Raw genomic sequence first — 24,756 nt, forward strand, 5'->3', positions numbered from 1 at the left:
TATCGTGTGCGAAAAGAAGCACCGGTTTCAGGACTACGGCCCTGAACCCGACAACCGCTGCTTGAGCGCATGGGACGCCAGGGCATACCCACCGTCGGCTCCATCCACTAGATGCACCTGGTGCCCCATGCGTTCAAAGACGAGACAGGTCAGAATGGCCCGGTCGGTAACGTGGAGGCCATAGACAAGCTCACCGTGCTGATACTGGGCATCCAGATAGGTTTCGAGTTGCATGCGCTGGGCAGGGGTGCTAGCGATCACCATGCGCAAGGCTCCGTCGAATTTGCGATAGTCGGTGGTACGAAAAGCCAACGCTCGGTAGGCGTTCCACCAGGGTGGGTGACCGGTCAACACCTGGTACTGTTTGTAAAGACCAACCAGCAGGTTCATGCTCCAGATCCGCAGCAGATAATCGAGCCGAGCCATCAGGCCAGGCCGGGCTCGCAGGCGGCTCTCGATCATCAGGGCACGGGGGCTAGCGGTTGTCTGCAATTGCTCAATGCTCACCGGATGGTAGTTCTGATCCGAGCCATAGATCGTTTCGATCAGCGCAAAGAAAGCACGTAGGGTACTGGTTCGTGTTGGTGCTTCTTTAGCGATTGGTATGACGATCAGGTTAATAATTTCGCCGTGACGACTCACGAGATCTTGCCAACGGCATTCCAGCCCACGCAGATCGGCCGCTTCGGGCGTGGAGATTTCTGTCACGAGAAAGCCGGCCCCTGCCACCGGATCTTTCAGGATGTTTTCAACATACGCCAGCCCACCAGAAAAAGCGGCCTGACTATAGTGTTCATCAACTTCGATGCGAGCGACGGTTACAGGCTGGGCGTGACGATTCACCATTTCTATCGGAACAATGCCAGCTCGTAGCTCAAGTTGATAGCTACGTTGCGCCAGGCTGCGTAATGCTGCGAGCACGCTTCGCGCAGGAACAACCAGGGTTGGCGGGATCGCCAGGGTTGCACCATCGCCTCCAAAAATAAACGGCAAGTCGAGTGGCGCAGCGAGGTTCAACAGCGCAACAATCGAGGCTGCCCCGAGCATATTGACTTCTTTGTAGCGCCCGGCGGCAATCGCCTGCGTTGAGCTAACAACATCAGTAACCACCAGATACCATTCATCAGGGAGAGGGGTAAAATTGTCGGGATCGGTGATCGAGGTGAAATCAGATAAAGATGGAAGTTGCTGATAGAAGTCATCGCTCATCGGGCAACTCCAGATGATCCTAACTACTCACAGGTGCATTGTACTCCTCTTTAACCAAACGCGCAGCGGCACGGAAATAGCAGTCATAGAACAACCCGTAATCCGGTATGCGTGACACGGGCGAGGCCTCACAGATCTGCTCGTCGGCATATGGCACTCACGCCTGGAACTGAACAACCTGTTGGAGTGCAGTGCGGAGATTCTCGGTCGAACTGTCGCTGGGGAGAACCGCATCGGCCCCGGCACGCAGCATCATATTGGCGTGAATATTCGACGAGATAAAGACGATGCAGCGCGGCGGGTTCTCAGCGGCTTTCAGCGCGACCAGCAGAGCCTCTACCTCGTCAGGAAGCAGGTTAGCATCAATGACCACTAGGGCCGGGTGGTGAGCTACAATCTGATGCAGCGCATTCAAGGCATCGCCTGCCGAACTGACGATCACAATGCCAGGGTAGAGCGACAGTGCTGTGCGTAGAGCCTGTTGCATCACCCCAGGCCGTGAGACCACAATCGTCGGGATCGCCTGCTGATATTCCATCGCATCTACCCTTTCCCGTTGTTGAAGCATGATCACATGCGGTAGCACTAGATCGAGATTTCCAAGTTTTCTGGGAGCACCGCCGTCCACGAATTGGGGCCACGAATGAACGAATAATTGCGTCACAAAGACTGTTTTCGTGTCTTCGTGAGGGTTCTTCGTGGTCGGCACTCCCTGTTTTCATTTTTAAAACTCATGAGCCGGCTGAAGCCGGCACTCCCTTCGGCAGTATGTCAGAAAGCTTATTTCGCAAACCAATGAGTATAGAGCGATGCACTCTCAAGCCCAAATGCTTTCACCCAGGGAGCCGTCACGTAAACCAGGGGGCAGGATGGGTAAATGCCTGGGTATCGCGGGTAAAATCAAGGATCAGTTGCTCGACAACCTCGGGATTGTTGACCACAATGATATGATTCGCGTCAGGAACTGTAATCAGGCGTGAGCCGGGCACATGGTGCTGGATCAACTGCGAGTCTGCGACGGTAAAGACCGTATCTTGCTCACCGACTACTACCCACACGGGTTGGGTCATCGAGCGTAGCGCGTCAATGCCGTCATACTGGGCAATGCCACGATAGACCAGCAACCATGCGCGAAGGGTGGTATGGGCCGCGTCAGACACCAGGCGACTTGGTTCGATATCGCGGGTACCCTTAAACGACTCCATATCGGCGTGAAAGAGACGGCGGCGTTCGTTGGGCAACAGTTCAAGCACCCGTCCAGCCAACCCAATGACCCATGGGGTACGACTCGCCAGCCAGTGCGGCAAAACGGGCGCACGGGCAGCCGTATCAATTAAGACATAGCCCCGACTCAACCGCGGATTGGCCTGATGGAACATGGTCGCAACCATGCCCCCAAAGCAGTGCCCAACAATGATGAACTCGCGGATGTCCAGAGCCGTAAGCACATCACTGAGATCTTCGGCAAAGCGCTCGAGCCGATAATCGTCGGCACCACGGGGACGATCCGAGTAGCCGTGGCCGCGCAGGTCAAGGGCGAGGGTCGAGTAGCCAGCCGCATGGAGTGCCGGGTACTGCACGCGCCAGGCGAGATGATCGCCACCGGCACCATGGAGGAGGACAATCGTGCGTTCGGAGCGGCGCCGCCAGTCAGTAAAAATCCGCACCCCGGCACGTGTAGTGATCAACTGGAGTGTATCTGCGCTCTTGGGATCGCCTGTGCTCAAGGCTGCGTTGCGGGCCTCATTGATCACCGTTTCGGCCATTTGCGCGGCTGGCAGAGGTGTATAGCGGATGATTGCGCCGCTTGCCTCAAGCTCTGCGACAACGGTCGGCCCACCATGATGGTAAACCGAACTGAGCAGCAACGCCTTGCCTGCGGGTAGCGTCTGAGCGATGCGGCGCAGATCCGTATCGTTATAAGCAAGGTTGATCAGGCTGGCGATGACTGCTCCGATCAGCGCACCAATCATGCCAAGCAGCATTGCGCCCCCGCCCCCGAGCAGAATGATGCCCGCAAGCATCCCTTCCCTGACGGCTTCAGGTGACGGATTGGCACCCTCGTTCATCACTACGACGAGGAGGCCCACCGCGATGCCAAAGAACCCGAAGATGAGCAACCCGACGAGTGCGCCCAGACCCAGGCCAAAGCTTGCGCCACGCCCGGTCGTCACATCTTCCGTCTGTTGGATTTGGATCTGCCCCTTGTGATCGTGCGTTACGATGGCATTATTGCCGGTACTCAATCGGCCAAGTTTATGCCGGAGCCGTGACAGACGGCGTCGGGCCTGCCGTGCTTGGGTCACGTTGGCGAACTCGGCGACGATCAGATCGCGTTGCTGCGGATCAACCGGTGCCTGGGCCTGTTCTGCGGGCACATAGCGCCCCGCAGCAGCACTGCCCGTGCCTCCTCCATAGGCATGGGCCGCGAAACGTGCGGCCAGCATGTCATCACTGGCTGCCGAAACGACCTCGTCGGCACGACGCTCACGCATCAGCGTACCGCCACTGAGGGCGAGTTTGTCAATGATCGGTTGCCGGTATGGCTCCTGTACGCGTAGAACGAGGGCACCCTGACCGACGGCAAGCTCTTTGCCGATGGCATACAGATGGCGTTGGGGAATACCGAAGTTGAGCAGCATCGCCGTGAGTGCCCCGATCAATGCGCCACCGAGCGCTGCTGCCAGGGCTGTGATGCCGCTCACGAAGGCGGAAACGAGCGCTACACCGGCAAGCAACTCACGGCCACTGAGATCCGGCGGAGGGCTGTCGAGTGACGCGCTGATCGCCAGGAACCCAATCACAGGGGCGAGCAGCAACGCACCGAGCAGGGCACCGGCAATGGTGCCAAAACGTGCGCCGGCACCAACCCCAACGTCACCATCCTGCTCGAAACGAATATCGTCAATGGCTGGTCGCGTAATCACAGCCATCGAACGAATCCGACCCAGACGCAACTCGCGCTGCAAGGCCCGCAGGGTGCTACGGGCTTCGCGGGCCGCGCTTGGACGATCAAAAAAGCTCACGATCTCAAGGTGCATAACTCTTCCATTGCGGCGAACCCGCTAGCGAACGCAAATTGGGTCGGCCGCCTTCACCAAGATATAGCAGTCCTGTTTGGATTGTAAACAGGAGTGCCGGCTTTAGCCGGCTAAAGCCGGCACTCCGTAGACACAAACCTGTTAGGACTGCTATAGCTCAGATGCATATTAGCGATCAGCAAACGTACGCCTTGCAAAAAAATAGGGCGCGAGCGCTCTTCTGGCGTTCTAGAAGATCAGCCCAAGCACCCAATTTGACAGCCAACCGAGTAGGCCGAAGCCAATCGCGCCGGTGATCGCACCGCTAAAGCCATTCACTTTCATCCCCGCCACAAACGTATCCGCGATCAGCAAGACGATCGCAGAGATGACGAGATTAACGATGGCACTGATCAGGCCAGCACCATTGACCGTCAGGCCAAACATGCCAAGCAGCCCGACCACCACGGTTGAGACAACCGCGATCGCGATTGCGCCAAGAAAGGCTGACCCAAACCCGTCGACCGTGAGACCCATGCCCAGATTGCTCAAGACCCAGAGAAACAGTCCACCGATCAGACCAATGAAGATTGCCACAATCACGAGGCCGAGTACCGTTGATAGCATACGACGATCACTCCTTGTTTTTGGTGAGAATCACCATGCTTGGCCCTGTGTGATGGTTAGGGGTGCCGGTGTGCTCAGGTGAGTATAGGGTCATTATCGAAAACGGCACCTTCTACGATAAGCGATAATGCGCTAGTATTTTGATCAACAGAAAGCCCCCTACATGTGTAGGGGGCATCAGTGTATTTTGCTCACCACGATCCTTCCGGGTGAGTGAGGCAGGGCTGATGCAACGTCCACTTGACCGGAGCACCGCCGGGTTGATGGTTTTGCAGTACATGATCTGATCTGCACCCGATGCCGTCGGGCTCAAGCCCTCGGCCCGCCCCCCCCCCCAACCTCCCCCCGCCCCAGCGGGGGAGGGGGCAACATGATCATCGCACCACATCAGAACACTTCTTTCCCAGACTACGGCGTCCTCAGCCGTCCACGAATGGGGGCACGAATGAACGAAGAGCACATGGAGCAGCCCATATTCGTTTATTCGTTATCAGCATTCGTGGTCGGCGGCGCGACCGGGACATGTAGTTGACAGACTACTTAGCCGACACTCCGGAGCAAAGCGTCGACGTTTCAGCCAGCCTCTCAAGATCAGGGGTGAGGCGCATGCTCAGGGCTTGCTCCACTCCAGTACGTAGCCCACGGCGCTTGCAATGAGCAACGAGCCATCAGGCAAAGGGCGACAGAGTCGCTCACTCTGTCGCGCCCTGCTCGATCAGGGTGATCAGGGTAGGGTAGACCAGATCAACGCGCTGTTCGGGATTGTTCACGTCGATTAGGTCGTGGTTGAGGTTCAGGTCGGCGGGAAAGATGTAGCGGCGCACCACGGCACCGTTGCGCTCCCAGTCATCGCCGATCGCGTCTGTGGCGGGATTGCTGACGGCACCGTCGGCAGCGTTGCTCACCAGCAGAATCGCCCGTACCGCCGGTGGCTCCCGCTCGGCGGCGTCTTGCACCGCGAAGCTCAGACGGAGCAAGGCCCCCGCAGCGTGAACGGGGTAACGCGGGTAGGCGTAGGGCGGGCCGATGATCTGTTCGTGCCGCTGGTTGTCCCACCACATGTAGAAGTTCGGCACGGCCAGGATGGTGCTCGCCACTGGACGGATCGCGAAGGGCGGTAGCCCGGCGATCTGGAACAGCGGGGCGATTAGGGTGACCTGGGCGACGTCGCTGCGGTGTTGGGCGATCCACGCGGCCATGGTCGCACCCATCGACAGGCCGACCACGTCGACCTGGTCGCCCAGGCCCTGGGCTAGGTCAACACTGCGTGACGAGAAACGCACCAGATCGTCGGCGCTCAGCCCGGCGAGATCGGTGGTCAGGCGATCGGTGATGCCGTGACGTGGGACGCGCGGGATGTAGACGCTGTAGCCGCGCGCCACCAACTGCTCGGCCAGCGGCACAAACTGCGCCGGGCAGTTGGTGAAGCCGTGAAAAAAGATGACCACTCGTTCGGTGCGGTGCCCCGGCGTAAATAGGCGGGTGGCGCACGTCGGATTCAACGTCGGGTCGGCTGCCTCTGCCGCGATCTGGGTCTCGATGGCCGCGACGCTGGCCCCGTAGTCCGTCACCGGCGCTGACGCTACCGCAAGGTCGCCTACGAAAAGTGGCCGACTCCAGACCCAGACCCCGGCGCTGGTTACGAGCAGGCCGATGATGCACACCACGGCTACAATCGCCCGCACAATCGGGCGGCCCCGCAGCAGGGAAGCCGAGCGCTGCGAGAGTCCGCGCATGCGCTTGATCAGCCCGCCCTCAAGGCTCGGCGTGGCGGCGATTTGCAGCAGTGCCAGGCCAGCGCCCAGCAGGGCGAGCAGCGGGATGACAAACCAGCCGCTGAAGAGCAGCGTGACCACCGAGAGGATCAGGCCGCCCACGATTTTGGCGACCGGGCTGACGTTCAGAAACATGGGCACGGCCGCTCCGTAGACGAGGTTAGCGACCTGAAAGATCAGCAGGTAACCCAGCAAGGCCGTGAGCGCACCGGCCATAGCTCCGCGGCCCTCACTCACCCGACCCTTGCGGGTGAGCAGCAGCCACCAGCTCCAGCCGCCCACTGCACCCACGGTGAGGAAGACCAGCACGCTGGTTACAGTCAGATCAGCGGAGGGCGTGCCGCCCTGGAAGAGCCGCACGACCCCCGTCGTGATGAGGCCGAACACGAGGGCGGCAATGCCTGTCCAGAGCCAGACGCCCTGGGGCGAGGGCGGCGGTTGCGCTGACGCCTGCGCATCTGAATGACGAGCTCGATTCATGATCCCCTCATGCTTCATCTGAACGAGCAACCGACACATACCGTGCGCCAAAGTCGATGTCGAGGAAGCGCTCGAGCGCATTCGAGCGCCAGACCCAGCGCAGCAGAAAGAGCCAGATCAGGGTTGCGACGCCAATCAGACCAAAGCTCACCGAGTGCGGCACGCGCAGCACGAACCAGTCGCGCAGCGCCGGGATGAGCAAAATGGCACCATAGAGCAAGGCACAGCCGAGAGCGACTAGGGTCGGGCGCCAGTCGCCGCTCAGTTCGTCGCCGCCCACCCACCACGCGGTCGGCGGCTCGACGAAAACCACCAGGAGCAACCCGGTGAAGATCAGGAAGCTGAGCAGCGCGGTCTGGGCGATCGGCAGAGCGGTTCCATAGAGCAGTTGCTCCTCGCCGCCCGGGGGCACGCCCGCCGCACGCACCACGTACTCGATGATGATCGCGCCGAAGAAGATCAACAGCCCGAACACGGTCGAGAGCAGGCTGGCAGGGATCAGGAAGCGCAACAGGCGTGCGATCTGCCCAGTACGCGCGGTTGGGCCTGGCCGCGCCCAGAGCGCGATCAGCGGCGTCGGGATGCCGACCGCAAGCATCGCCATCAGGGTTGACTGGGCTAGGAGAAACGGGAAGAGCTCGCTGCTGACCATCAGCGTCGCGATGGTCAGCAGCGCGATGGTCGCTGTGCGAGTCAGGAAGAGCCGCAGCGTATCTTGCATGCCGTTGACAATGCGCTGGCCTTCTTCAACCGCCGGCGACAGCACCGCAAACGAGTCCTTGGTCAGCACAATATCAGCGGCATTGCGCGTTGCTGCGCTGCCGCTCTGCATCGCGACCCCCAGGTTAGCCTGCTTGAGCGAGAGCACATCGTTCACTCCGTCGCCCACCATCGCCACGTAACGGCCCTGCTTGCGCAGTGCCTGCACGAGCCGTTGCTTTTGCTGCGGCGTGATGCGTCCGAAAATCGTGGCCGAGAGGGCCGCTGCCTCGAACGCCGCCTCGTCCATCTGGTCAAGCTCGGGACCAGAGACCAGCCTGATGTCGTCGGGCAACCCGGCTTGCTTCGCGAGGGACGCCACCGTCTCGGGATTGTCACCCGAAATAATTTTTGGCTCCACCCCAGCTGCACGGAAGCGCGCCAAGGTTTCACGGGCCTCGGCGCGCAACTCGTCGCTGAGACTCACCAGGCCGATTGGCGTCAACAACGGCAGCGTGGTTGCATCGCCGTCGTCCTTCAGCAGCGTTGGGTCAGGATGGTGGGCCGCCAGCAAAACCCGCAACCCCTGATCCGACCACGCCTTGAGTTGGGCCTGCCACGCGTCGGCGGCCCCGGGGGCGAGGAACGGTCGCAGCATCTCGGCGGCGCCCAGCACATAGATCCCCCGCCGTGCAGGGTCATCAAAGGCGATGGCGCTCCACTTGCGCGCCGACGAGAAGGGCACCTCGACGAGCACCCGACGCGCCTCGCGGGGAAAGGCGGCCGCCAGTGCCTCGCTGGTCTTGTTGCCCGCAGCGGTGCTGGCCATCATCTCGCCGAGAATGGTCTGCAATTCGGCCTCGTCACTGCCAAGGGGATGCACCGCGTGAAACACCAGCCGATTGGCCGTCAGGGTGCCGGTCTTATCTACGCAAAGCGTATCGATATTGCTCAGGCTCTCGATCGCGTTCGAGCGCTGCACCAGCACCCCAAAGTTGAGGATGCGCACGGCGCTAATCGCATAGGCCACCGTGATCGCGAGGAAGAGCCCGTTGGGAATCAGGCCAGCCACGACCGTCACATCCTGCACGCTCTCGACCAGGCTGCGCGTTTGCACAAAGGCGTTGAGCACCATCACGATTTCAAGGAAGATCATCAGCAGCAGGAAGACCCGCACCAGCATGTTGGTATTGCGCTGGAGCGGAGTCAACTCGTGCTTGTGCTGCTTGGCCCCGGCGGTGATCTGATTGGCGAGGCTGGCGGCGCCGACCTTCTCGGCAATATAGAGGATGCTGCCAGAGACGCAATAGCTACCTGAGAAGACCGGATCACCGGCCGTCTTGGCAATCCGGTCAGCCTCACCAGTGACCTGCGACTCGTCCAGTTCGGCGCGTCCATCGCCGAGCACGGTGCCATCCACGATAATCTGGTCGCCCGCGCCAACCTTAAGCAGATCGCCACGCACGACCTCTTCGGGGGCAATCGTCTGTTCAACGCCGTCGCGGATCACAAGGGCCTGGGGCCGGTTGAGCAACGCAATCTGGTCGAGCTTGCGCTTGGCCTGGATCTCCTGCACACTGCTCACCAGCGCATTGATAAAGACGATCCCGGCTGAAAGCAGCGCATCGCCCGGTCGGCCTAGCAGCAACAAGGCCAAGCCAAGGATGAAGAGCGTATTGTTGACAAAGGTGAAGACGCTCTCACGGATGATCTGACCGGCGCTGCGCGTCGCGATACCGCCGGTTGTATTCGTCTCGCCGGCGGCGGTACGCTCGCGCACCTCAGCGGCGCTCAGGCCGCGCAGGGCGTTGGTTGAAAGCTCGGTTGACATGCTATGCTCCATCACATCTGGCCCGCAAAGGCAAGGATCAGCAGTGCCAGGCTACAGAAGGCCACCAGCCAGAGCAGGGCCGGGATCAGCACCAGGGTGAGGGCCTTGCGGGCGGAAAGGTTCATCCCTGCTTGCACACTCAGATACGTCAGGTAGAGGCCGTAGTAGGTCACGCCGACAGCGACCGGTGCCGTGAGGCACGAGAAGAAGCCGATTGAGAAGACGTTGATCAGCGCTGAGACGACCGAAACGGGCACCCAGAAGAGGGCGAGGTCGTAGGCAAGCTCGCCGAGTCGGCCCGTCCCGCCCAGGGCCCGCCCGAGCAGAAAGACGATGCCCAGATAGGTCAAGAAGCCGATCAGGGTAACGAGAATGTTGGAGACGATCGGAATGCCGGGATCAGCGGGGGCAAAGAGCTGCTCAAAGGCCAGATCCTGGCCGGTCAGCGCCTCGATCTTCGCGAGTTCGGCAAAAAGGGTAGCGTACTGGCGTTCGAGAAACGGGCGCTGAACCAGGAAGGCCAACCAGCCGAGCGTGGCGGTGATGGTGGCCCCAAACATCACGTAGAGCAACGCCCAACCGAACGCGTTGCGTTCATGCTCCTCAAAGTTCGCCACGGCAGGCCGCACGACCACAGCCCAACTGCCGCGCAGCATTGTGTTCAGCATCGTATCACCTCTTCACTGTCCTTGCGCGGAAGGAGTTTATGAGTTCGACCGTCAGCGCGACGGTGGCGTCGCGATGGCTACGCCCATCGGCAAGCACTGCGTCGGGGCCAAAATAACCTTGCGGACCGCTGTGCAGCATCGGTCCCATATCGATGCGCCGCAGCTTGCCGCTTGCCAGAGCGCGATTCCAGCGTGACGAGCGGGCCAGCGGCCAGCGCCGCGGGAAGAGATAGTCGCCCAGGGCCTGGATGGGGTCGAGCTTGCTGTCGAGGTGAATGATCTCGTCGGCAGCGTCGATGCCCGCACTATCCGACATGACGCCACCCACCGAGATGACCTGCAACGGGCCATCGAGGGCCGGCTTGAGATACTGCGCTGAGGCGAGCCCTACCTGGCCGCCGCCGCTGTAGCCGATCAGGGTCACGGGCATGCCAGAGCCGGGCACATAGCCGGCCTCGATCACGTTCTGGAAGATCGTATTGGCGGTGCCATAGTTGAAGACCGGGCCGTAGCGCGAGTCGGCTGAGACCGCCACCTGGAGCATGTTGCGCCCGTTGATCGCGATCCTACTGAACACTGCGGCTTTGCCCGGCCTGCTGTTGATCTGCTTCATCCAGTGCCAGAACCGCCCCATGCGATCCTCCTCGGTCAGGCCTACATTGGTCACCGAGAAGGCGAAAATATCGTCGATAATGTGGGCGCTCGGCAGTGCCTCTTCCAGCGCGTTGACGTAGCCCAGTTCGATCGCCTGAAGAAAGGTCGCCGAAATATCGGCGATCCCTGACAGATAGACAATAAAGTGTTCGACCGGGCGCGTCGTGTCGACTGGTTGTGCAAGGATCACCGGCGGAACCAGCGCTTCGGCCTCGGTCTCCGCCTCGGTGGCCTCACCGCCTGCGGCATTGCCCTTGCGCCTCGCCCAACCGGCCCACCAGCTCAGGGCACCGAGCGGTGCCAGCACGCCGGCAATCAGCACGCTGAAGATGAGCATCGCGACGAGGAAGAGCAACTCGACGCCGAAGGTCTTGAAAAAGGCACTGATCCCGTCGAGCAGGTAGAAAAAGACCGTCACCGCTCGCCTCCGTCTTCAAGGGTATGCCGGTGCCGCTGCAGGCCCAGAGGCACCGTTGGCGCAACATCGCGGAGCTGATAGTTCACCTCGCGCCCGGTGACCACCCGCAGCACCCAGCGGCTAATCGCCGTCGTCGGCCCGGCGGCGAACCAGCGCAGCACCTGGAAGATCAGCCAGCCCCCGACCGTGCTGATAGCCGCCTGCGTGAAGGACAACCCATACCCAACGCTCATCGCGACCGTGGTCGTCAGCAGGCTCAAACCCTGAAGCAGCGCCAGGATGGCCGGGCCAAGGTAGGGGATGAAGCCGAGGAAGGCGAAGAGCAGCGGGATGTAGCCGAGCGCCACCGCCACGACGACGACCCTGGGCTCTGCCGCAGCCTCCGGGAAGATCTGGCCGAGCACCACAGCGATCGAGAGCGTCCAGACGATCCCACCAGCCACATAGGTCAGGGCGGTGAGCAGCAGAACGATGAAGAAGGGTCGGCGCCCAACCTTGTTGAGGAAGAGCGTCACCGCACGGGTGCCGTAGGTCTCGGACAGGCCGGCCAGGAAGAAGATGCCGTAGATGACTGGCAGGATCAGGTAGGCGTCGGCGACCTCGAGCACGTTCCCCTGGTAGCTGGTCACACTCGTGGTGATCGACCAGAGGGCGAGCAGGGCTTGAAAGAGCGGGCGCAGGTCGAATGGCATAGGCCTTACCTCCGCTCGATCAAGTGCTGTAAGACCGGGTAGACCAGATCGGGTTTGGCCGTCTTCTGGAGCGGGTCAATGATATCGTGGCCCAACTGATCCTCGACGCGAAAGACATACTCGTCGACGGTTGTGCGTCCGTGACTGCGCCAGCGCCGACCGAGCAGATCCACCAACTGGTGGTTGATCACAAAGTCAGCGGGGTTATTCACCAGCACGATCTCCGGCGCGGCGGGGGCCGTGTGCCGCGCCTCGCGCAGCACCCCCTCGCCGAGCAGCATCAACTCGCCCAGGCTACGCGAGGACTTGCGCACGTAGTTGTGTGCGGGCTTCTCGGCCAGCTCCTTCGCGCTGTCTTCCAGCATCAGGTTGGGCATGCGTACGAGCAGGTTACGGATCATGGCCTGGTAGGGCACGGCAAAACTACTGACCCCGAGGAAAGGCGCGGCAATGATTACCCTGGCAGCCTCGGGGCGGTGCTGTGCGATCCAGGCCGCCACCAGGCCGCCTGCCGAAAGGCCGAAGACGGTCACGCGCCGGCCCAGGCCCACGGCGATGTCCATCGTTTCGTCGCCAAAAGCGGCTAACTCGTCGGCCCGTAGCCCCGCAAGGGCGGTCGTACGCCGGTCGGCGAGTCCGTTGCGCGGCAGACGCGGCACGAGCACCGTGTGGCCTGCAGCGTGCAGCCGCTTGCCAAAGGCGTCGAACTGCAGCGGGCAGTTGGTCAGGCCATGCAGCAACAGCACCACCGAGTCGGTCGGCCCGCCGTGATGCAGCAGGGCCGAATGGCATGCCGGATGCACGGCGTTGTTGTCACGGGCGCGTACCACCTCGAAGCGCTCCAAGGCCGCGGCATAGGTCGTCGTGGGCCTGGGGGTTGAGCGCAGATGGCGGGTGCGAGGGGGCAGGCCAAGCGCCACACCCAGGCCGAGGGCGAGTCCGGCCCCACCGGCCAGGGTGAGCCGGCGCCATCGTGGTGTTCTTTCTTGCATCATTTGTCCTCACTTGCCTGGCTATAAGAGACGAGCGTCAGAGGCAGGCGTCGGCCAGCACGATCGTCGATAGTGTTCTTGCGCAAAAGTCGGTTCGTTACGGCAGCGGGACGAAGTCCAGCGTGCCCCCGTCGGCCATCAACTCGATGACCAGGTCGTTGCCGTCGAAGCGGTAGAGCGCCGCGCTCGGCAGAAGCTTGAGCAACTTCTCGCTGTGCGAGTTCTCGCCGCATGCCGCCGCCGTCACCGGGCCGAGCGTAATCCTCAGTGCGCCGTCTGCGGCCTCGTAGGTACCGACGGCCTGGTTACAGTCGGCCTTGATCGCCAGGCTGCCGTCGGCGTTAAAGGTGAGGGTGTAGTCGGGCGTAGTGCTGATAGTCACAATGACCTCGGTCGGGCCGTTGTACGAGACCCACTGCCAGGTCTTCCCCTGGAGCGTCGGTGCCGCAGCGGCGGCGGTCGGCGCGGGCGCGGCGGTGGGCGTCGCGGTCTGAGCACCGCAGGCAGACACGAGCAGGGCGAACACGATCATACTCAGGATGCCAGTCAGACGGTTAAACATAGTAGGTATCCTTACGCGCACATTGCGTCCACTCCTCGGGCGTGAAGTCGGTCTTGGTTGCCATGGGGAAACTCCTGTGGATAGCGGGCCTGTTGGCCCATTACGTTGGTCGCGCAATCGCTCAACCCTCTGCGGCTATTACTACCTTTTTCTTTTGCTGTTTTGTGCCAGCGAAGCTGGCAGAAAACAGCAAAAGAAAAAATTACTATCGGCTACTGGCCCATCAAAGTAGAAGAGATCTGAGAAGAGAGCGCCGTCGTAGGGCTTGCGGGTGTCTGTGGGGAAGAGCTGGGCCGTAAGTGCGAACATGCTGCCGTCCTGGCTGAAGGCGGCGTGCTCGACGCGTGTTCCGGGCGTGAGGGTCACCACCGGCCGGGACTCGCCCGTCTCACGGTCGCGAACCACGAGGCTCGAGAACAGGGTGATCGCCCCGATCCCGCTCTGGGCGAGCGGGTCAAACGCCTGGGCCAGTTCGATGATCGCGCTGGCGCGGGCGGCGCGCTGGGCGACCGAGTCGCCCGCAGCGGGCAACTCGGCGTAGAGCACGCGGCGCCCATTAGGCGACACAAGCACCGGGAAACCGGCCTCAAGGCCAACAGAGGTCGCGTCGCTGGCGCCGCTACGGCGATCGCCGGTGACCAGGTACGGCATACTGCTCCCGTCACCTGCGTAGGTCGCGTACTGAGCAAAGGTGTCGCTGTTCAGCCAGAAGTAGTTCGAGAGCGGCTGCCAGCCGGGATCTACGTTGAACCTGATGATGCTCCCGTCATTCACATTGAGGAAGTTCGTCGTCTGAGCCTTCACCAGCACCGTCTGGTCGTCAGGGCTGACCGGGCTCACCACCCGGTGCAAGCTGCCGGGCGTGCTGAAGACTAGCTCGCGGATCTTGCGCACCTCGTCGGCGGGCAGCAGGTTTGGGATAGCCACCTGTGTGCCGTCCACCAGATAGATGTTGCTGCCCTGGTGGGTTACAGCCGGGTTGGGACCCTGGGCGAGGGCTTGCGCACTCGTCGTTACCAGTAGGATCAGGGCAAGCAGGGCGAGCAGTGAGCCGTTGAGTTTCATCGATCTCTCCTTGCATCGCTTGTTTTCTCTTGCCTGACTGCCAGTCACGGGACACTCGAACCCGAGCGCCCCGTGATGCGGTCGTGATCGTGATGTCGGCAGATCCGAGGGTCGCGCCCCTAATAATCGCTCCCTGAGCAGCAGCGCGCGAAGCTCGAGGCACCTATTGCATCATCTCATCAAATAGGTGCGGAACCAGATGATCTGCTCCTGGGCACCGTAGAGCTCGTAGGGCGGGATCGCGACGAAGCCGTGGGGGGCGTCCTGGAACTTCATCAACTTGGCTGGCACCCCGTTGTTGATGACCTCGAGCATGAAGTTCTCCATCACGGTGACTGGCAAGAAGTCAGCGGTGCCGTGGAAGGCCAGCAGCGGCGTGCGCACCTTGTCGGCGTTGTAGGACGGCGAGTCCTGCGCGTACTCGGCCAGGGCCGCCTGCGGCGGAAGCCCCTGTAAGACTGGCATGGCGGTGGCGTAGCCGCGGCTCCATTCGGTCACTGCGTCGCTGATTGTACACATCGTGTGGGCGGCGTTGTAGGTGGTGGGATGGCGTATGATGCTCTGGGTGGTGAAGTAACCGCCGTAGGAGCAGCCGGTGATGCCGACCTTGCTCGCCCAGCCGCGTGCCCGCATCTGTCCGACAATCTCGTTCATCGCGTCGATGTCGATCTGCCCGAAGTTCGCCCCGTCGGACAGGGCCTCGAAGCGCTCGGGGCCGATCCCGTAGCGCCCGTAGAGCGGCACCACCAGCAGCCCAAAGCCGAAGTTCGGCAACAGACCAAACGGGCTCTCGATAAGGGCGAGCCACTGATTCTTGACGTGCGTGCGCGGGCCACCTTCCTGCCAGACGATGATCGGCAGGTTCTTCGGCGGGAAGGGCGCGTCGGCGGGCAGGATCAGCACACCGCTGTGGGTCGAGCCATCGCCCAGAGTGAACGAGACCGGCTGTTGCTTCGTCTGGCTGAACTGGCGCGCCGCCTCGTTGAGCCAGGTGATCCGAGCAAAGGCGGTGCCGTCCCATTTCATGCGGTAGAGATCGACCGGATCAGTGAACGAGGTGTACATAAAGACGATCTCGCGGGAGCGGTTCGTCGGCGTGACACCGGCGAAGGTGCCGGCTCGGTCGGCAATCGTGCGCAGCTCGCCCGAGCGCCAGTTGTAGTAGTGCGGGTGGTCGTTGAGGCGGTAGTGGCTCTGAATGAGCAACTCGTCCGGCGAGACGAAGCTGGCGGTCATATCAATGTCGGATATCTCGATGCGATCAACACGACGGATCTCGCGCAAGTTGCTGTCCAGGAGGCGCAGGCTAGACCCGGAGCGACTGGCGGAGGCGTACACCGGGTAGCGCCGGCCGAGCAGTCGCGACGGCTGCTGCATCGTCACCGCCAACGTCTGGTTATCGGGGCTCCAGCTCACGCCGTGGTAGATCGCGCCGTCGCCGTCGGCCGCGCGCAGGGTCTTGACCTCGCCGCTGGCGAAGTCGAGCGTGATCAACTGGTTGCCCTGCAGCCAGGGGTTCTGCGCCGGGGGCAAGTTGCCGGTCGCGTCGCGGTAGCCGAACTCCGAAATGCGGGCGCCGTCAAAGCCGCGGTCCGGGTCAACGTCGCCCCGCTCCACCGTCAGGGCGAACTTGCTACCGTCCTGGCTGAAACTCAGCTCACCGGGTGCCGAGCCGGCCGGAAGCGTGGTGACCGGGCGCGCCTCGCCGGTCTCGGTGTCCACGACGGTCAGGCGCGTGTTCACATTGAACACCTCCGAGGCCACCGCGCCCGCTGGGATCGGGTTAAACAGCGCCGCAAAGTCGGCCAGGGCGCGGGCGCGCGAGCCAGTCGGCAGCCGGGCGGCGACGCTCAACGCGGTTGGCAGCGGGGCGGCCTGTACGCTGCCACCCGGTGCCGGTGCGGTCAGCGCCTGGCTGGTCTGCGGCGGTGCTGCAAAGAGCACCTTGCGCCCGTTCGCCGAGACGAGCACGGGGAAGCCGAAGCCAGCGGGCACGGCCGCGAGCACCTGGCCCAAGCCCGTGCGCCGGTCGGCTCCGTACAGGATCGGCTGAAGATCGGGGAGCGTCACGCCGTATGAGGCGAGCGTCTCGTCGTTGAGCCAGAACCAGTTGGAGAGCTGCGCGTAGTTTGGTGCCTGCGGGAACGGTACCGTTTTTCCGTCGCGAATGTTCGTGAAGCCAAACCCGCTCGATGTCGCCACCAGGATGGTCTGGTCGTCGGGGCTGACTGGGCTGAGGATCACGAAGAAGGCGCCCGGAGCGATGCGCTGCAACGTGGCGATCTTCTGCACCTCTTCGGCGGGCAGCAGGTTGGGGATCTGCGCCTGCGTGCCGTCCACCAGATAGATGTTGTTGCCGAGGTCGGTCACAGTGGGGTTGCCGCCCTGGGCGCGAGCTGGCGCGCTCGTTGTTACAAGCAGGATCAGGGCGAACAGAGCAAACAGTGGGGCCTTGAAATGCATCAGTCTCTCCTTTGCTACTCCATTAGGTACATGTTGCTGACGAACTCGGTCATGGCGGGAAGCCGCAGGTCGGTTCCTACCTGTCCTGCGGCTCCATACGGCATCACGCTACAAACATGCGCCGCATCGATCCCTACTGGGTCTCCTGGTTTAGCAACTCGATCGCTGCATCAAGCAGAGGGTCGCCGCCTGCCAACTGGGCTGCGAGGAACTGCTCGGTGATCGGCACAAGCAGATCCGGCTGCACACCCCTCCCCTCGATGTTCGGCTCCTGCGAGTCGGGCCAGGTGGTGCGCTGCTTGGTGTACGCGAAGCCAAGACCACCGGGCATCGGGATCGTCTCGGGATTGCCGCCGCCGCCCGCGCTCGGCGTCGCGCCTACAATCAAGGCCCGTTCGTGGAACTGCAGATCCTGTGAGAAATACTCGCCAGAACTGCCCGTCCGATCGTCGATCAGCACCACCACTTTTCCGGTGTAGGTGAGGTCGGGGCGCAGCGAACTGCTGGGATAATCGGGGTCGGCGCGCAGTACGAATAAGCCTTGCTGCTCGTCGTAGATGTAGGTGTCGTACCAGGACAGTCTGGCCGGCGCGTCGGGGGCGTACAGATACGAGCTCATCGTGCTGGCGAGGCTGACGCTGCCACCGCCGTTGCCGCGCATATCGATAATTATTCCCGGCAAACTCTTGATCTGGGCCAGAAAGTTCTCCCAGAAGGCGATCGTATAGCGCAGATTGTCGAAGTGGCGCCACTGGATGTAGCCGTAGCGATCCCCGACCAGATCGGAGCTTATGCTTTCCGTTGGGTATGTGTGGAGCACGGTGCCAGGCACGTATGCACCCGTTGTCAGACTGACGCTGCGCGTCTCGGCCTCACCCGGTTGGCGATACTCGACGCTGAAGATGGTGTCAGACGGCCCCAGGAAGGTGTAAAACTCCTTGGAGGAGCGAATCTTCTGTGGGGTCGCTGCGGTCTCGCGCAGCGTAAGCCCGTCGATCCAGTCGTTGATTGGCTGACCCTGAACACTGATGATCTCGGTGCCAAATACCCACCCAGCCGCCGCCGCTGGCCCAGCCGGGTCGACATAGTAGACGATCACCCGCCCGTCAGAGAGGGTCTTGACGCCGACACCCGCGTTGGTGTTGAACGCGAGGCTATTCTTCTGGTTCGCCGCTGCGGCGATCTCCGGAGAAATGCCCATGCCAGTAACCCCGACGTGAAAGTCCCGCAACTCGAAAGCCAGTGCATTCAGCGCGAGCAGATAGTCGCCAACGTCGTTCGCCGCATCGGCGGCCTCGATCCGTGGTAGATAGCGCTGGCGGATCTCCTCCCAATCGAGCGCGCGCAATTCGGTGTAGGCGTAGTGTATGCTCAGATGATCGATCAGCGAGTTAAAGCCCTCGGCCAGGCCCTGGTCGGCGAAGCTGACTAGTTCATTAGCGGCCGACTCGCGCACGTCTATGCGCCCGAGGCGCGGGCGTGCGAAGCTTACTGTGCCATCGGATCCCAGGGTCGCCAGAGTGTAGCCAGCAGGCAGACCGACAGTCGGATCGTCGGCGGTAAAGTAGACCGCGTCAGGGCCAGATCCTGCGGGGAAGCCCTGGTCGGCATCGGGGGCATAGACCAGCAGCGTGCCCTCGCGTGCCGCTTGGGTGAGCGGGTCGGTCACGAGCGACTCGTAGCCGCCACGCTCGTAGGCCGAGACATACGAGTCGCCGACGAGCACGATCGATACGAGCATAGAGTAGACCTGCACGCCGCCATCATCGCGGCCATTGTTATCGAGGTCGACCGTCGGGCCGGCGGGTGCGATCGGTAGGCTAACACGATAGCTGGCGGGCGAGGGTGCGATCGGACTGGTCATCACACCGAGAACCTGGCCAGAGTTGTCGATGCCCTTGCCAAAATCGTTGACTAATTCACGCGAGATGTTGAAGAGCAGCGGCACCGGCAGCGTATAGAAATCGGCGATCTGCGCGTTGGTGTAGCTCATTGCGCCTTCAATCGTCACCGGGCCGCCCTCGTCGGCGGTGATCGTGGCTGGCGTCAGCCCTGAGGTACTGGCAGGTGTAGGTACTATGGTCGGCGCATTGGCGGCCTGTGTGGGCGCGGCTGCCTCGGGGCTGGGCGTGGTTTCTAGCACGAGCGTGCTGTTTGTGCAAGCGCTAAGCAGCAGCGCAAGCACAACAAACCATATGATTCGTCGTTGCATCATCACAAGACTTTCCTTCATAAAGACTCTTTGGCAAGCTAGATAACCATTATTTCAGATCCCACCGCCGCATACTAGCGACAGAGTGCTAGGGCTTGGGCAAACAAATGACCCCCTACATATGTAGGGGGCCGTAGGGGCGAAGCACTCGCCCGCGCACACGGTGCAGCTTTGGGGTGCCGCAGGGGGACGGGGCGATTGCATCATACGAAACCGGAGACAACAAGACGCGCTATCAGGGCACCCGCAAGGGGTGCCCCTACCGGCCGGGGGCCGGATCCGGTGTACGGGCACCCCTTGCGGGTGCCCTGGCGGGGTGCCTACACGCAAGATGCAATCGCCCTAGGCAGGGGGCTGGTGCTTCGCCCCTTCGCTGCGCACGGTCGCGTTTTGGCTCCGGTTGGGGAAATCTGTGCGGCTACAACCGAAACAGATGCTCACGCGCCACGACGGCCGCCTGCGTCCGGTTGTCAACCTGTAGTTTTAGCAGAATGTTGCTGACGTGCGCACGTACCGTGGCGACGCTGATGCTCAACTGTTCAGCGATCACTTTGTTTGGCTTGCCCTCCACCAACAAGCGAAGCACGTCAAGCTCGCGCTCGGTAAACTGTTCGAGGTGAGGTGTGGTTGGCGCCGGACGCAACAAGGTGACCGCTAGTTCACGGGTCAGCACAAGGTTGCCCTGGTACACGCTGCGAATGGCCCGCACCAGTTCCTCGGGCTCTGAGTCCTTCAGCATATAGCCCATGGCACCAGCGTGCATCGCCGCAGCTACCCGTGCGCTCTCACCAAAACTGGCTAGAACAAGGATCTTTGCTTCCGGGTTCTCCTGTTTGATCAGCACAATCGCCTCGAGGCCGTCCATCTCTGGCATTAACATATCCATCACAATCACGTCGGGGGCGAGTGTGCGCGCCAAGGCAACCGCCTCGCGACCGGTTCTGGCCTCGCCAACAATCTGCATTTGGTTCCGCGCCACCAGCATAGCCGCCAGTCCCTGACGGACAATGTGGTGATCGTCGGCAATCAGCACACGGATCAGCGCGGTCATAGGGCCTCCATCTGGTACGGGATCGCAAGCTCTAGCCGGGTGCCGCTCCCCGGTGTACTGATGATACGTAGCTCACCGGATAGCCGGGCGACGCGCTCACGGATGTTCCGCAGCCCTAGGCCTCCGCTTGTCTGCTGGACATCAAAGCCCTGTCCGTCATCGCTGATCAACACATGTATCCACCCGTCAACCTGGCGAAGGCTGAGGCTTACAGCCGTCGCGGCAGCATGCTTGAGCACATTGTTCAGCGCCTCGACAATGATATAGTAGAGTTCGACTTCTTGACGGGGAGCTATGTCGAGCAGGGTGTCAATCTCGACCGTGAGTTGTAGGCCCACACGCCGCTCGACGGTGTTCAAGCGCAACTGTAGCGCCCGGAGCAGGCCCTCTTGTTGCAGGTCAGCTGGGCGGAGCTCGTAGAGCAGCAGGCGCATTTCGCGTAGGGCGAGCAGCGTCGCACGTTTCAGATCGCTCAGGATCTGTTCCACGCGCACGTTATCGCCATCATCCGCCGCCTCGCGCCCAGCCTGGGCAAAGAGCGCCACGCTGTAGAGTGACTGCGTGACCGCATCGTGAAGATCGCGCGCCAGGCGCTGGCGCTCCTCTACGACCGCCAGTGCCTGGGCGCTTTGGCGTAGCTGCTGGGTCGCTCGCATCATGCCAATCTGCTCGGCAAGGGCTGTCACCAGGGCTACCTCATCAAGGCCATAACCGCAATCAGCTGTGCGATAACAACTCAACACGCCCTCAATGCGCGGCCCCACTCGTATCTGTGCACCCAGGTAGGTTCTCATGCCACTGGCATAAAAGACCGGCAAGAGCGTAGGGTGCTCACTGAGATTGGTTGTCAACAGCGGGTCATTTGGCTGCGCAATCCAGCGTTGAAAGTGGCGCGGCAGGTGCTCAAGCTTGGTCGTTGGTGGAAGCTCTGCCGTGAGGTTGAGTTGCCCGGCAAGGTGCAAGTTGGTCTGGCTCTCGTCAAGCAAATGGATCGAGATCGCGTCGCTGCGCGTGACTTCGATGATGCGGGGCAGCACTTGATCAAACACGTCGGAAAGCAAAACTGCCTGACCAGCCAGCAGCGTAAGGTCGAAAAAGGTCGCTACCTCAGCCGTGCGGGCGGCAAGGCGCTGATCGAGGGTCACCACCATCTGCTGTATCGCTGCCTCGGCTCGCTCACGCTCATGCACCTCGCGGCGCAGAAGTTCGACGGTCGTGCTCAACTCGGCGGTGCGCTGACCAACCTGCTCCTCCAACTGATTGTTCAGCCAATGCAGTTGATCTTCGGCCTGCCAACGCTGGATCGTGCTCGCGAGCATCTCGGCAGCGGCGCTGAGTAGCAGCATCGCCTCTTCGCTCCAGATGCGCTCGCTCCGCTCGTCGGTGACCTTGATGCAGCCCCACCACTGCTCGCCGATGCGAACCGGGAAGAGTTGGAACGAACAATGGCCTCCTAGACACCGTTGGTAGTCGCGCCAGAGAGGGCTATCAGCATACACCTCCTGCGTCAATCCGCCAATAGGGACGCCAGCAGCCAGCTTCTGTGCTACCTCGGCTGGCGCAAGCGACCATGGCAAGAGGGTGGTGCCCTCGGCCTCGTAATACGGCGCACTTGCAAGATACGGGCGAATGGTGCGCACAAAGCTCATCGTCTCGTCGTGAACGATCCCGATACCGGGCGCTCCAGCGTGAGCAAAAGCGCTCGAGCAGAGGCCCAGCACCGGATCAGCGACATTGGGGTGCAGCGACGCCCTGCTTGCCTGTGCCGGCTCGAGAAGTTGCGCAAGGGCAAGGCCAAGCAATTGCCGACGCGCAACCTCACCCGTGGCAGGCGTGAGCAGCACCGCCGAGAATGCCGAGAGCGCCCGCATTGTCGCGAGTTGGCGCTGCAAATGCGTCTCGGCCAACTTGCGCTCACCAATCTCGTACTGGAGTTCATCGGCGCGAAGCCGTAAAGCACTGGCTTCACGTTTGGCCGCCTCGGTATCATGGATCACCTGCAGGACTTTCAAACGACGATCGGCCTTCTCACCAGCAACAAGCTCCTTCAACGCATGGTACTGCTTATGATGCGCAAGAGCCCTGCCTAAATCACCCTGGCGCTCATACAATTCAGAGAGGGCAAGGTGGGCGGCAAGCAATTCAGGCTTCGCCTGGATCGCCTCAGCGATGGCGACACTCTGCCAAAGGTAGTCGAGCGCCTGCTCACATTGGCCGATCTCGCAAGAGGCCTGGCCCAGTGTGAGCAGATTCAAGGCCTCGGTCACCTGCGAGCCGATCCTGCGCGACACGCTCAAGGCCTGCTGCAGGTAGGCGAGGCCAGCCGCATGGTCGCCGAGCTTCAGCCGAATCTTGCCAAGAAAATCCAGGGCATACGCTTCAAACGTCGCAAACTCGGCCGCTCGTACGACGCGCAACCCCTGAAGCGCATATTCGAGTGCGCCTGGCAGGTCGCCAGCAAGAAACGCTACATTCGCCAGATTCAAGTATGAGATTGCTTCAATGCGGGGATATCCGATCTTGGCCGCTAGATCGGCATTCTCTTGCAACAGGCTGACCGCCATGCTGCTGTCACCACTCTCGATAAAAACATGAGCCAGGTTATTTCTGGCATTGGCGCTACGCCTGAGGTCGCCATTTGGCTCGGCAAGCGCGAGCATCTTGTAACTGTAAGCAAGGCACTCGGACCAGTCACCCATCTGGCCGTAAATGCCGGCGATCCCATCGAATACATCGCACAGCCCATCGTCAACCGACAGGTTCTCTTCGAGACGCAAGGCCTCAAAGAGCATCTGGGCACGGAGCAACCGCTCTATGCCGCGCGGGTACGCACCAGAGCGCATGTCAAGATAGCCCTGCGTTCGTAGGCTATAGGCCTTGCCACGCTCGTAGGTACGACCATCGGGCGCTGGAGAGTCAGCCAGGGCATACGCTGCCTCCGCGAGCTTCATCGCACGGCTTGCATCACAATCGCTCAACTCCCACGCCAGGGTATTCAGCAGATCGATCCGGCTGATCGCGTCTCCATCAGCCTCGACAAGCGCACGCTCCAGCTCATCGACTGTCTGCGATGGTGTCATGGTGCCAGCTTATCCGTCACGATAGGCGCAACTGCTCTTCATACGAGCGGATGCTCACACGAACCACATAGGACTATAATAATCTATTTTGTGTATGCCTTTCATCATACCACATGCATCATGTTCAGCAACCACGGATGCCAGCCGCCCCAGGTCTGGTGCATTATACGAAACCGGATACAAAAATACGCTCTATCAGGGCACCCGCAAGGGGTGCCCCCTCAAAGGGTTTCACCAGATGGCGTCATCAAACCGCCCTGCGGCCCAGGAAGGCGTCTGGGTGGCGGGCGGCTGCGTCGTGCCGCATCCCGGTGGCGGTGCGGGAAACCTGCCAGGTGTGCGCCGCCGCGATCCTGGAGGGAACGGAGCGGTGTCCCGGCGCACACCTGGCAGGTTTGCCCACGGCGGTGAACCGCACGGGAACGCACGTGCCTGAACAGGTGAAACCCTTTGAAAGGGGTGCCCCCACAGGGCCGGGGCCGAATCCGGTGTACGGGCACCCCTTGCGGGTGCCCTTGCGGGTGCCCTTGCGGGGTGCATACACGGAAGAGGCAATCGCCCTGCCAGTCGCCCACAGGGCATGCGCAACGTCAGATCTCCGGGGGTCGCCGTCGCCGTGTCAACGGCTCGGCTACCGTCGGCGAAGCTGGCCTTCGCCGGCTGGATGAGGCCGCGCAGGTGGCCTTCGCGACCCGGAGCCGAGGGCTTATGGTTTTTCAGGAAATGGTTCGCGCTGCTGGTTGAACTGCGGGATGATCGGGCACACGGGGAAGCCGGTGGTCGTAGTGCCCTTCCCTTTATTTGCGGTACGGGGAAGCCGGGCGGACGCGATGCCGGTGGCAGGGTGCCGCATGCGATGCCCGTTGCCGGGCGCAACCGTCTTTGCGCCTTTGCGTCAAATCATCAGACAACGTACGTTCCACACCACTTAGGCCCGGACGACGGCGATCGTACGTCCCTGCGGCGAGGTGGCCGCTTCCACCGTGGTGCGCTGGGCAATGGGTGGCAGGCCGCTGCGGCGGTCGAAGATGACCAGCCAGCCGCGCTCGAGCCCGAGCCCGGCCAGGTACAGGTCGAGTTGCGCCAGCCCCTCGTCGCGTGGGTCGTGCTCGCCGTCGCGCCAGACCTTGAGTTCCATGCCCATCGTGACGGGCTGCGGGCCACCGTAGCGCAGGCAGAGGTCCATGCGCCGCGTGCCGATCGCGTATTCGCGGTCGAGCGAGCCGTTGCCGTTGACCACGCGGTGCAAGAACGCCAT

Annotated in this window: 16 protein-coding genes and 1 pseudogene; all 17 read right to left on the reverse strand. The window is 61.9% G+C overall.

Annotation, left to right across the window (positions count from 1 at the left end; all coding sequences use genetic code 11):
* Nucleotides 1-33 precede the first annotated feature (33 nt).
* Entirely contained in the window at nucleotides 34-1,209 is a 1,176-nt protein-coding gene (locus EKD05_RS01385; RefSeq protein WP_129670494.1) for a DUF3095 domain-containing protein, read from the reverse strand.
* Nucleotides 1,210-1,366: 157 nt separating this feature from the next.
* Entirely contained in the window at nucleotides 1,367-1,747 is a 381-nt protein-coding gene (locus tag EKD05_RS01390; RefSeq protein WP_129670495.1) for a response regulator transcription factor, read from the reverse strand.
* 310 nt (nucleotides 1,748-2,057) lie between these two features.
* Nucleotides 2,058-4,250 (reverse strand): alpha/beta fold hydrolase, encoded by a 2,193-nt coding sequence (locus EKD05_RS01395; RefSeq protein ID WP_129670496.1) that lies wholly within the window; start codon nucleotides 4,248-4,250, stop codon nucleotides 2,058-2,060.
* A gap of 228 nt (nucleotides 4,251-4,478) precedes the next feature.
* Complete coding sequence (locus EKD05_RS01400; protein ID WP_129670497.1) at nucleotides 4,479-4,856, reverse strand: phage holin family protein; 378 nt, start codon at nucleotides 4,854-4,856, stop codon at nucleotides 4,479-4,481.
* A gap of 692 nt (nucleotides 4,857-5,548) precedes the next feature.
* On the reverse strand, nucleotides 5,549-7,111 hold the full coding sequence (locus EKD05_RS01405) for an alpha/beta fold hydrolase (protein WP_165360533.1): 1,563 nt from the start codon (nucleotides 7,109-7,111) through the stop codon (nucleotides 5,549-5,551).
* 7 nt (nucleotides 7,112-7,118) lie between these two features.
* Entirely contained in the window at nucleotides 7,119-9,641 is a 2,523-nt protein-coding gene (locus tag EKD05_RS01410) for an HAD-IC family P-type ATPase (RefSeq protein ID WP_165360534.1), read from the reverse strand.
* An 11-nt stretch (nucleotides 9,642-9,652) separates the two neighbouring features.
* A complete protein-coding gene (locus EKD05_RS01415; RefSeq protein WP_129670500.1) occupies nucleotides 9,653-10,309 on the reverse strand; it encodes a YIP1 family protein in 657 nt (218 codons plus the stop codon).
* A gap of 4 nt (nucleotides 10,310-10,313) precedes the next feature.
* Nucleotides 10,314-11,381, reverse strand: a complete 1,068-nt coding sequence (locus EKD05_RS01420) for a hypothetical protein (RefSeq protein ID WP_129670501.1) — start codon at nucleotides 11,379-11,381, stop codon at nucleotides 10,314-10,316.
* Nucleotides 11,378-12,073 (reverse strand): hypothetical protein, encoded by a 696-nt coding sequence (locus tag EKD05_RS01425; RefSeq protein WP_129670502.1) that lies wholly within the window; start codon nucleotides 12,071-12,073, stop codon nucleotides 11,378-11,380. Before EKD05_RS01425 ends, EKD05_RS01420 begins: the two co-directional genes overlap by 4 nt.
* A gap of 5 nt (nucleotides 12,074-12,078) precedes the next feature.
* On the reverse strand, nucleotides 12,079-13,068 hold the full coding sequence (locus tag EKD05_RS01430) for a carboxylesterase (RefSeq protein WP_129670503.1): 990 nt from the start codon (nucleotides 13,066-13,068) through the stop codon (nucleotides 12,079-12,081).
* 94 nt (nucleotides 13,069-13,162) lie between these two features.
* Nucleotides 13,163-13,627: an META domain-containing protein gene (locus EKD05_RS01435; RefSeq protein ID WP_129670504.1), complete on the reverse strand. Its 465-nt coding sequence runs from the start codon at nucleotides 13,625-13,627 to the stop codon at nucleotides 13,163-13,165.
* Nucleotides 13,628-13,768: 141 nt separating this feature from the next.
* On the reverse strand, nucleotides 13,769-14,692 hold the full coding sequence (locus EKD05_RS01440; RefSeq protein WP_129670505.1) for a hypothetical protein: 924 nt from the start codon (nucleotides 14,690-14,692) through the stop codon (nucleotides 13,769-13,771).
* A gap of 171 nt (nucleotides 14,693-14,863) precedes the next feature.
* Nucleotides 14,864-17,155, reverse strand: coding sequence for a S9 family peptidase (locus EKD05_RS01445; protein ID WP_129670506.1), 2,292 nt, complete (start codon nucleotides 17,153-17,155; stop codon nucleotides 14,864-14,866).
* Nucleotides 17,156-17,288: 133 nt separating this feature from the next.
* Complete coding sequence (locus EKD05_RS01450; RefSeq protein WP_165360535.1) at nucleotides 17,289-19,370, reverse strand: S41 family peptidase; 2,082 nt, start codon at nucleotides 19,368-19,370, stop codon at nucleotides 17,289-17,291.
* A gap of 415 nt (nucleotides 19,371-19,785) precedes the next feature.
* Nucleotides 19,786-20,418 carry a response regulator transcription factor gene (locus tag EKD05_RS01455; RefSeq protein WP_205703837.1) on the reverse strand — a complete coding sequence of 211 codons (633 nt, stop codon included), beginning with the start codon at nucleotides 20,416-20,418 and terminating at the stop codon, nucleotides 19,786-19,788.
* Complete coding sequence (locus EKD05_RS01460; protein ID WP_129670508.1) at nucleotides 20,415-23,498, reverse strand: tetratricopeptide repeat protein; 3,084 nt, start codon at nucleotides 23,496-23,498, stop codon at nucleotides 20,415-20,417. The genes EKD05_RS01455 and EKD05_RS01460 overlap by 4 nt, the downstream gene beginning before the upstream one ends.
* A 928-nt stretch (nucleotides 23,499-24,426) precedes the next feature.
* A pseudogene (locus EKD05_RS01465) lies at nucleotides 24,427-24,756 on the reverse strand (ATP-binding protein); the annotation flags it as partial.

The organism is Candidatus Chloroploca sp. Khr17 (assembly GCF_004138165.1).
Lineage (GTDB): Bacteria > Chloroflexota > Chloroflexia > Chloroflexales > Chloroflexaceae > Chloroploca.

Excerpts from the sequence above, each read along its gene's own strand:
- EKD05_RS01385 (WP_129670494.1), bottom strand. The coding sequence starts at position 1,209 with ATGAGCGATGACTTCTATCAGCAACTTCCATCTTTATCTGATTTCACC.
- EKD05_RS01390 (WP_129670495.1), bottom strand. The coding sequence starts at position 1,747 with ATGGAATATCAGCAGGCGATCCCGACGATTGTGGTCTCACGGCCTGGG.
- EKD05_RS01395 (WP_129670496.1), bottom strand. The coding sequence starts at position 4,250 with ATGCACCTTGAGATCGTGAGCTTTTTTGATCGTCCAAGCGCGGCCCGC.
- EKD05_RS01400 (WP_129670497.1), bottom strand. The coding sequence starts at position 4,856 with ATGCTATCAACGGTACTCGGCCTCGTGATTGTGGCAATCTTCATTGGT.
- EKD05_RS01405 (WP_165360533.1), bottom strand. The coding sequence starts at position 7,111 with ATGAATCGAGCTCGTCATTCAGATGCGCAGGCGTCAGCGCAACCGCCG.
- EKD05_RS01410 (WP_165360534.1), bottom strand. The coding sequence starts at position 9,641 with ATGTCAACCGAGCTTTCAACCAACGCCCTGCGCGGCCTGAGCGCCGCT.
- EKD05_RS01415 (WP_129670500.1), bottom strand. The coding sequence starts at position 10,309 with ATGCTGAACACAATGCTGCGCGGCAGTTGGGCTGTGGTCGTGCGGCCT.
- EKD05_RS01425 (WP_129670502.1), bottom strand. The coding sequence starts at position 12,073 with ATGCCATTCGACCTGCGCCCGCTCTTTCAAGCCCTGCTCGCCCTCTGG.
- EKD05_RS01430 (WP_129670503.1), bottom strand. The coding sequence starts at position 13,068 with ATGATGCAAGAAAGAACACCACGATGGCGCCGGCTCACCCTGGCCGGT.
- EKD05_RS01435 (WP_129670504.1), bottom strand. The coding sequence starts at position 13,627 with ATGTTTAACCGTCTGACTGGCATCCTGAGTATGATCGTGTTCGCCCTG.
- EKD05_RS01440 (WP_129670505.1), bottom strand. The coding sequence starts at position 14,692 with ATGAAACTCAACGGCTCACTGCTCGCCCTGCTTGCCCTGATCCTACTG.
- EKD05_RS01445 (WP_129670506.1), bottom strand. The coding sequence starts at position 17,155 with ATGCATTTCAAGGCCCCACTGTTTGCTCTGTTCGCCCTGATCCTGCTT.
- EKD05_RS01450 (WP_165360535.1), bottom strand. The coding sequence starts at position 19,370 with ATGATGCAACGACGAATCATATGGTTTGTTGTGCTTGCGCTGCTGCTT.
- EKD05_RS01455 (WP_205703837.1), bottom strand. The coding sequence starts at position 20,418 with ATGACCGCGCTGATCCGTGTGCTGATTGCCGACGATCACCACATTGTC.
- EKD05_RS01460 (WP_129670508.1), bottom strand. The coding sequence starts at position 23,498 with ATGACACCATCGCAGACAGTCGATGAGCTGGAGCGTGCGCTTGTCGAG.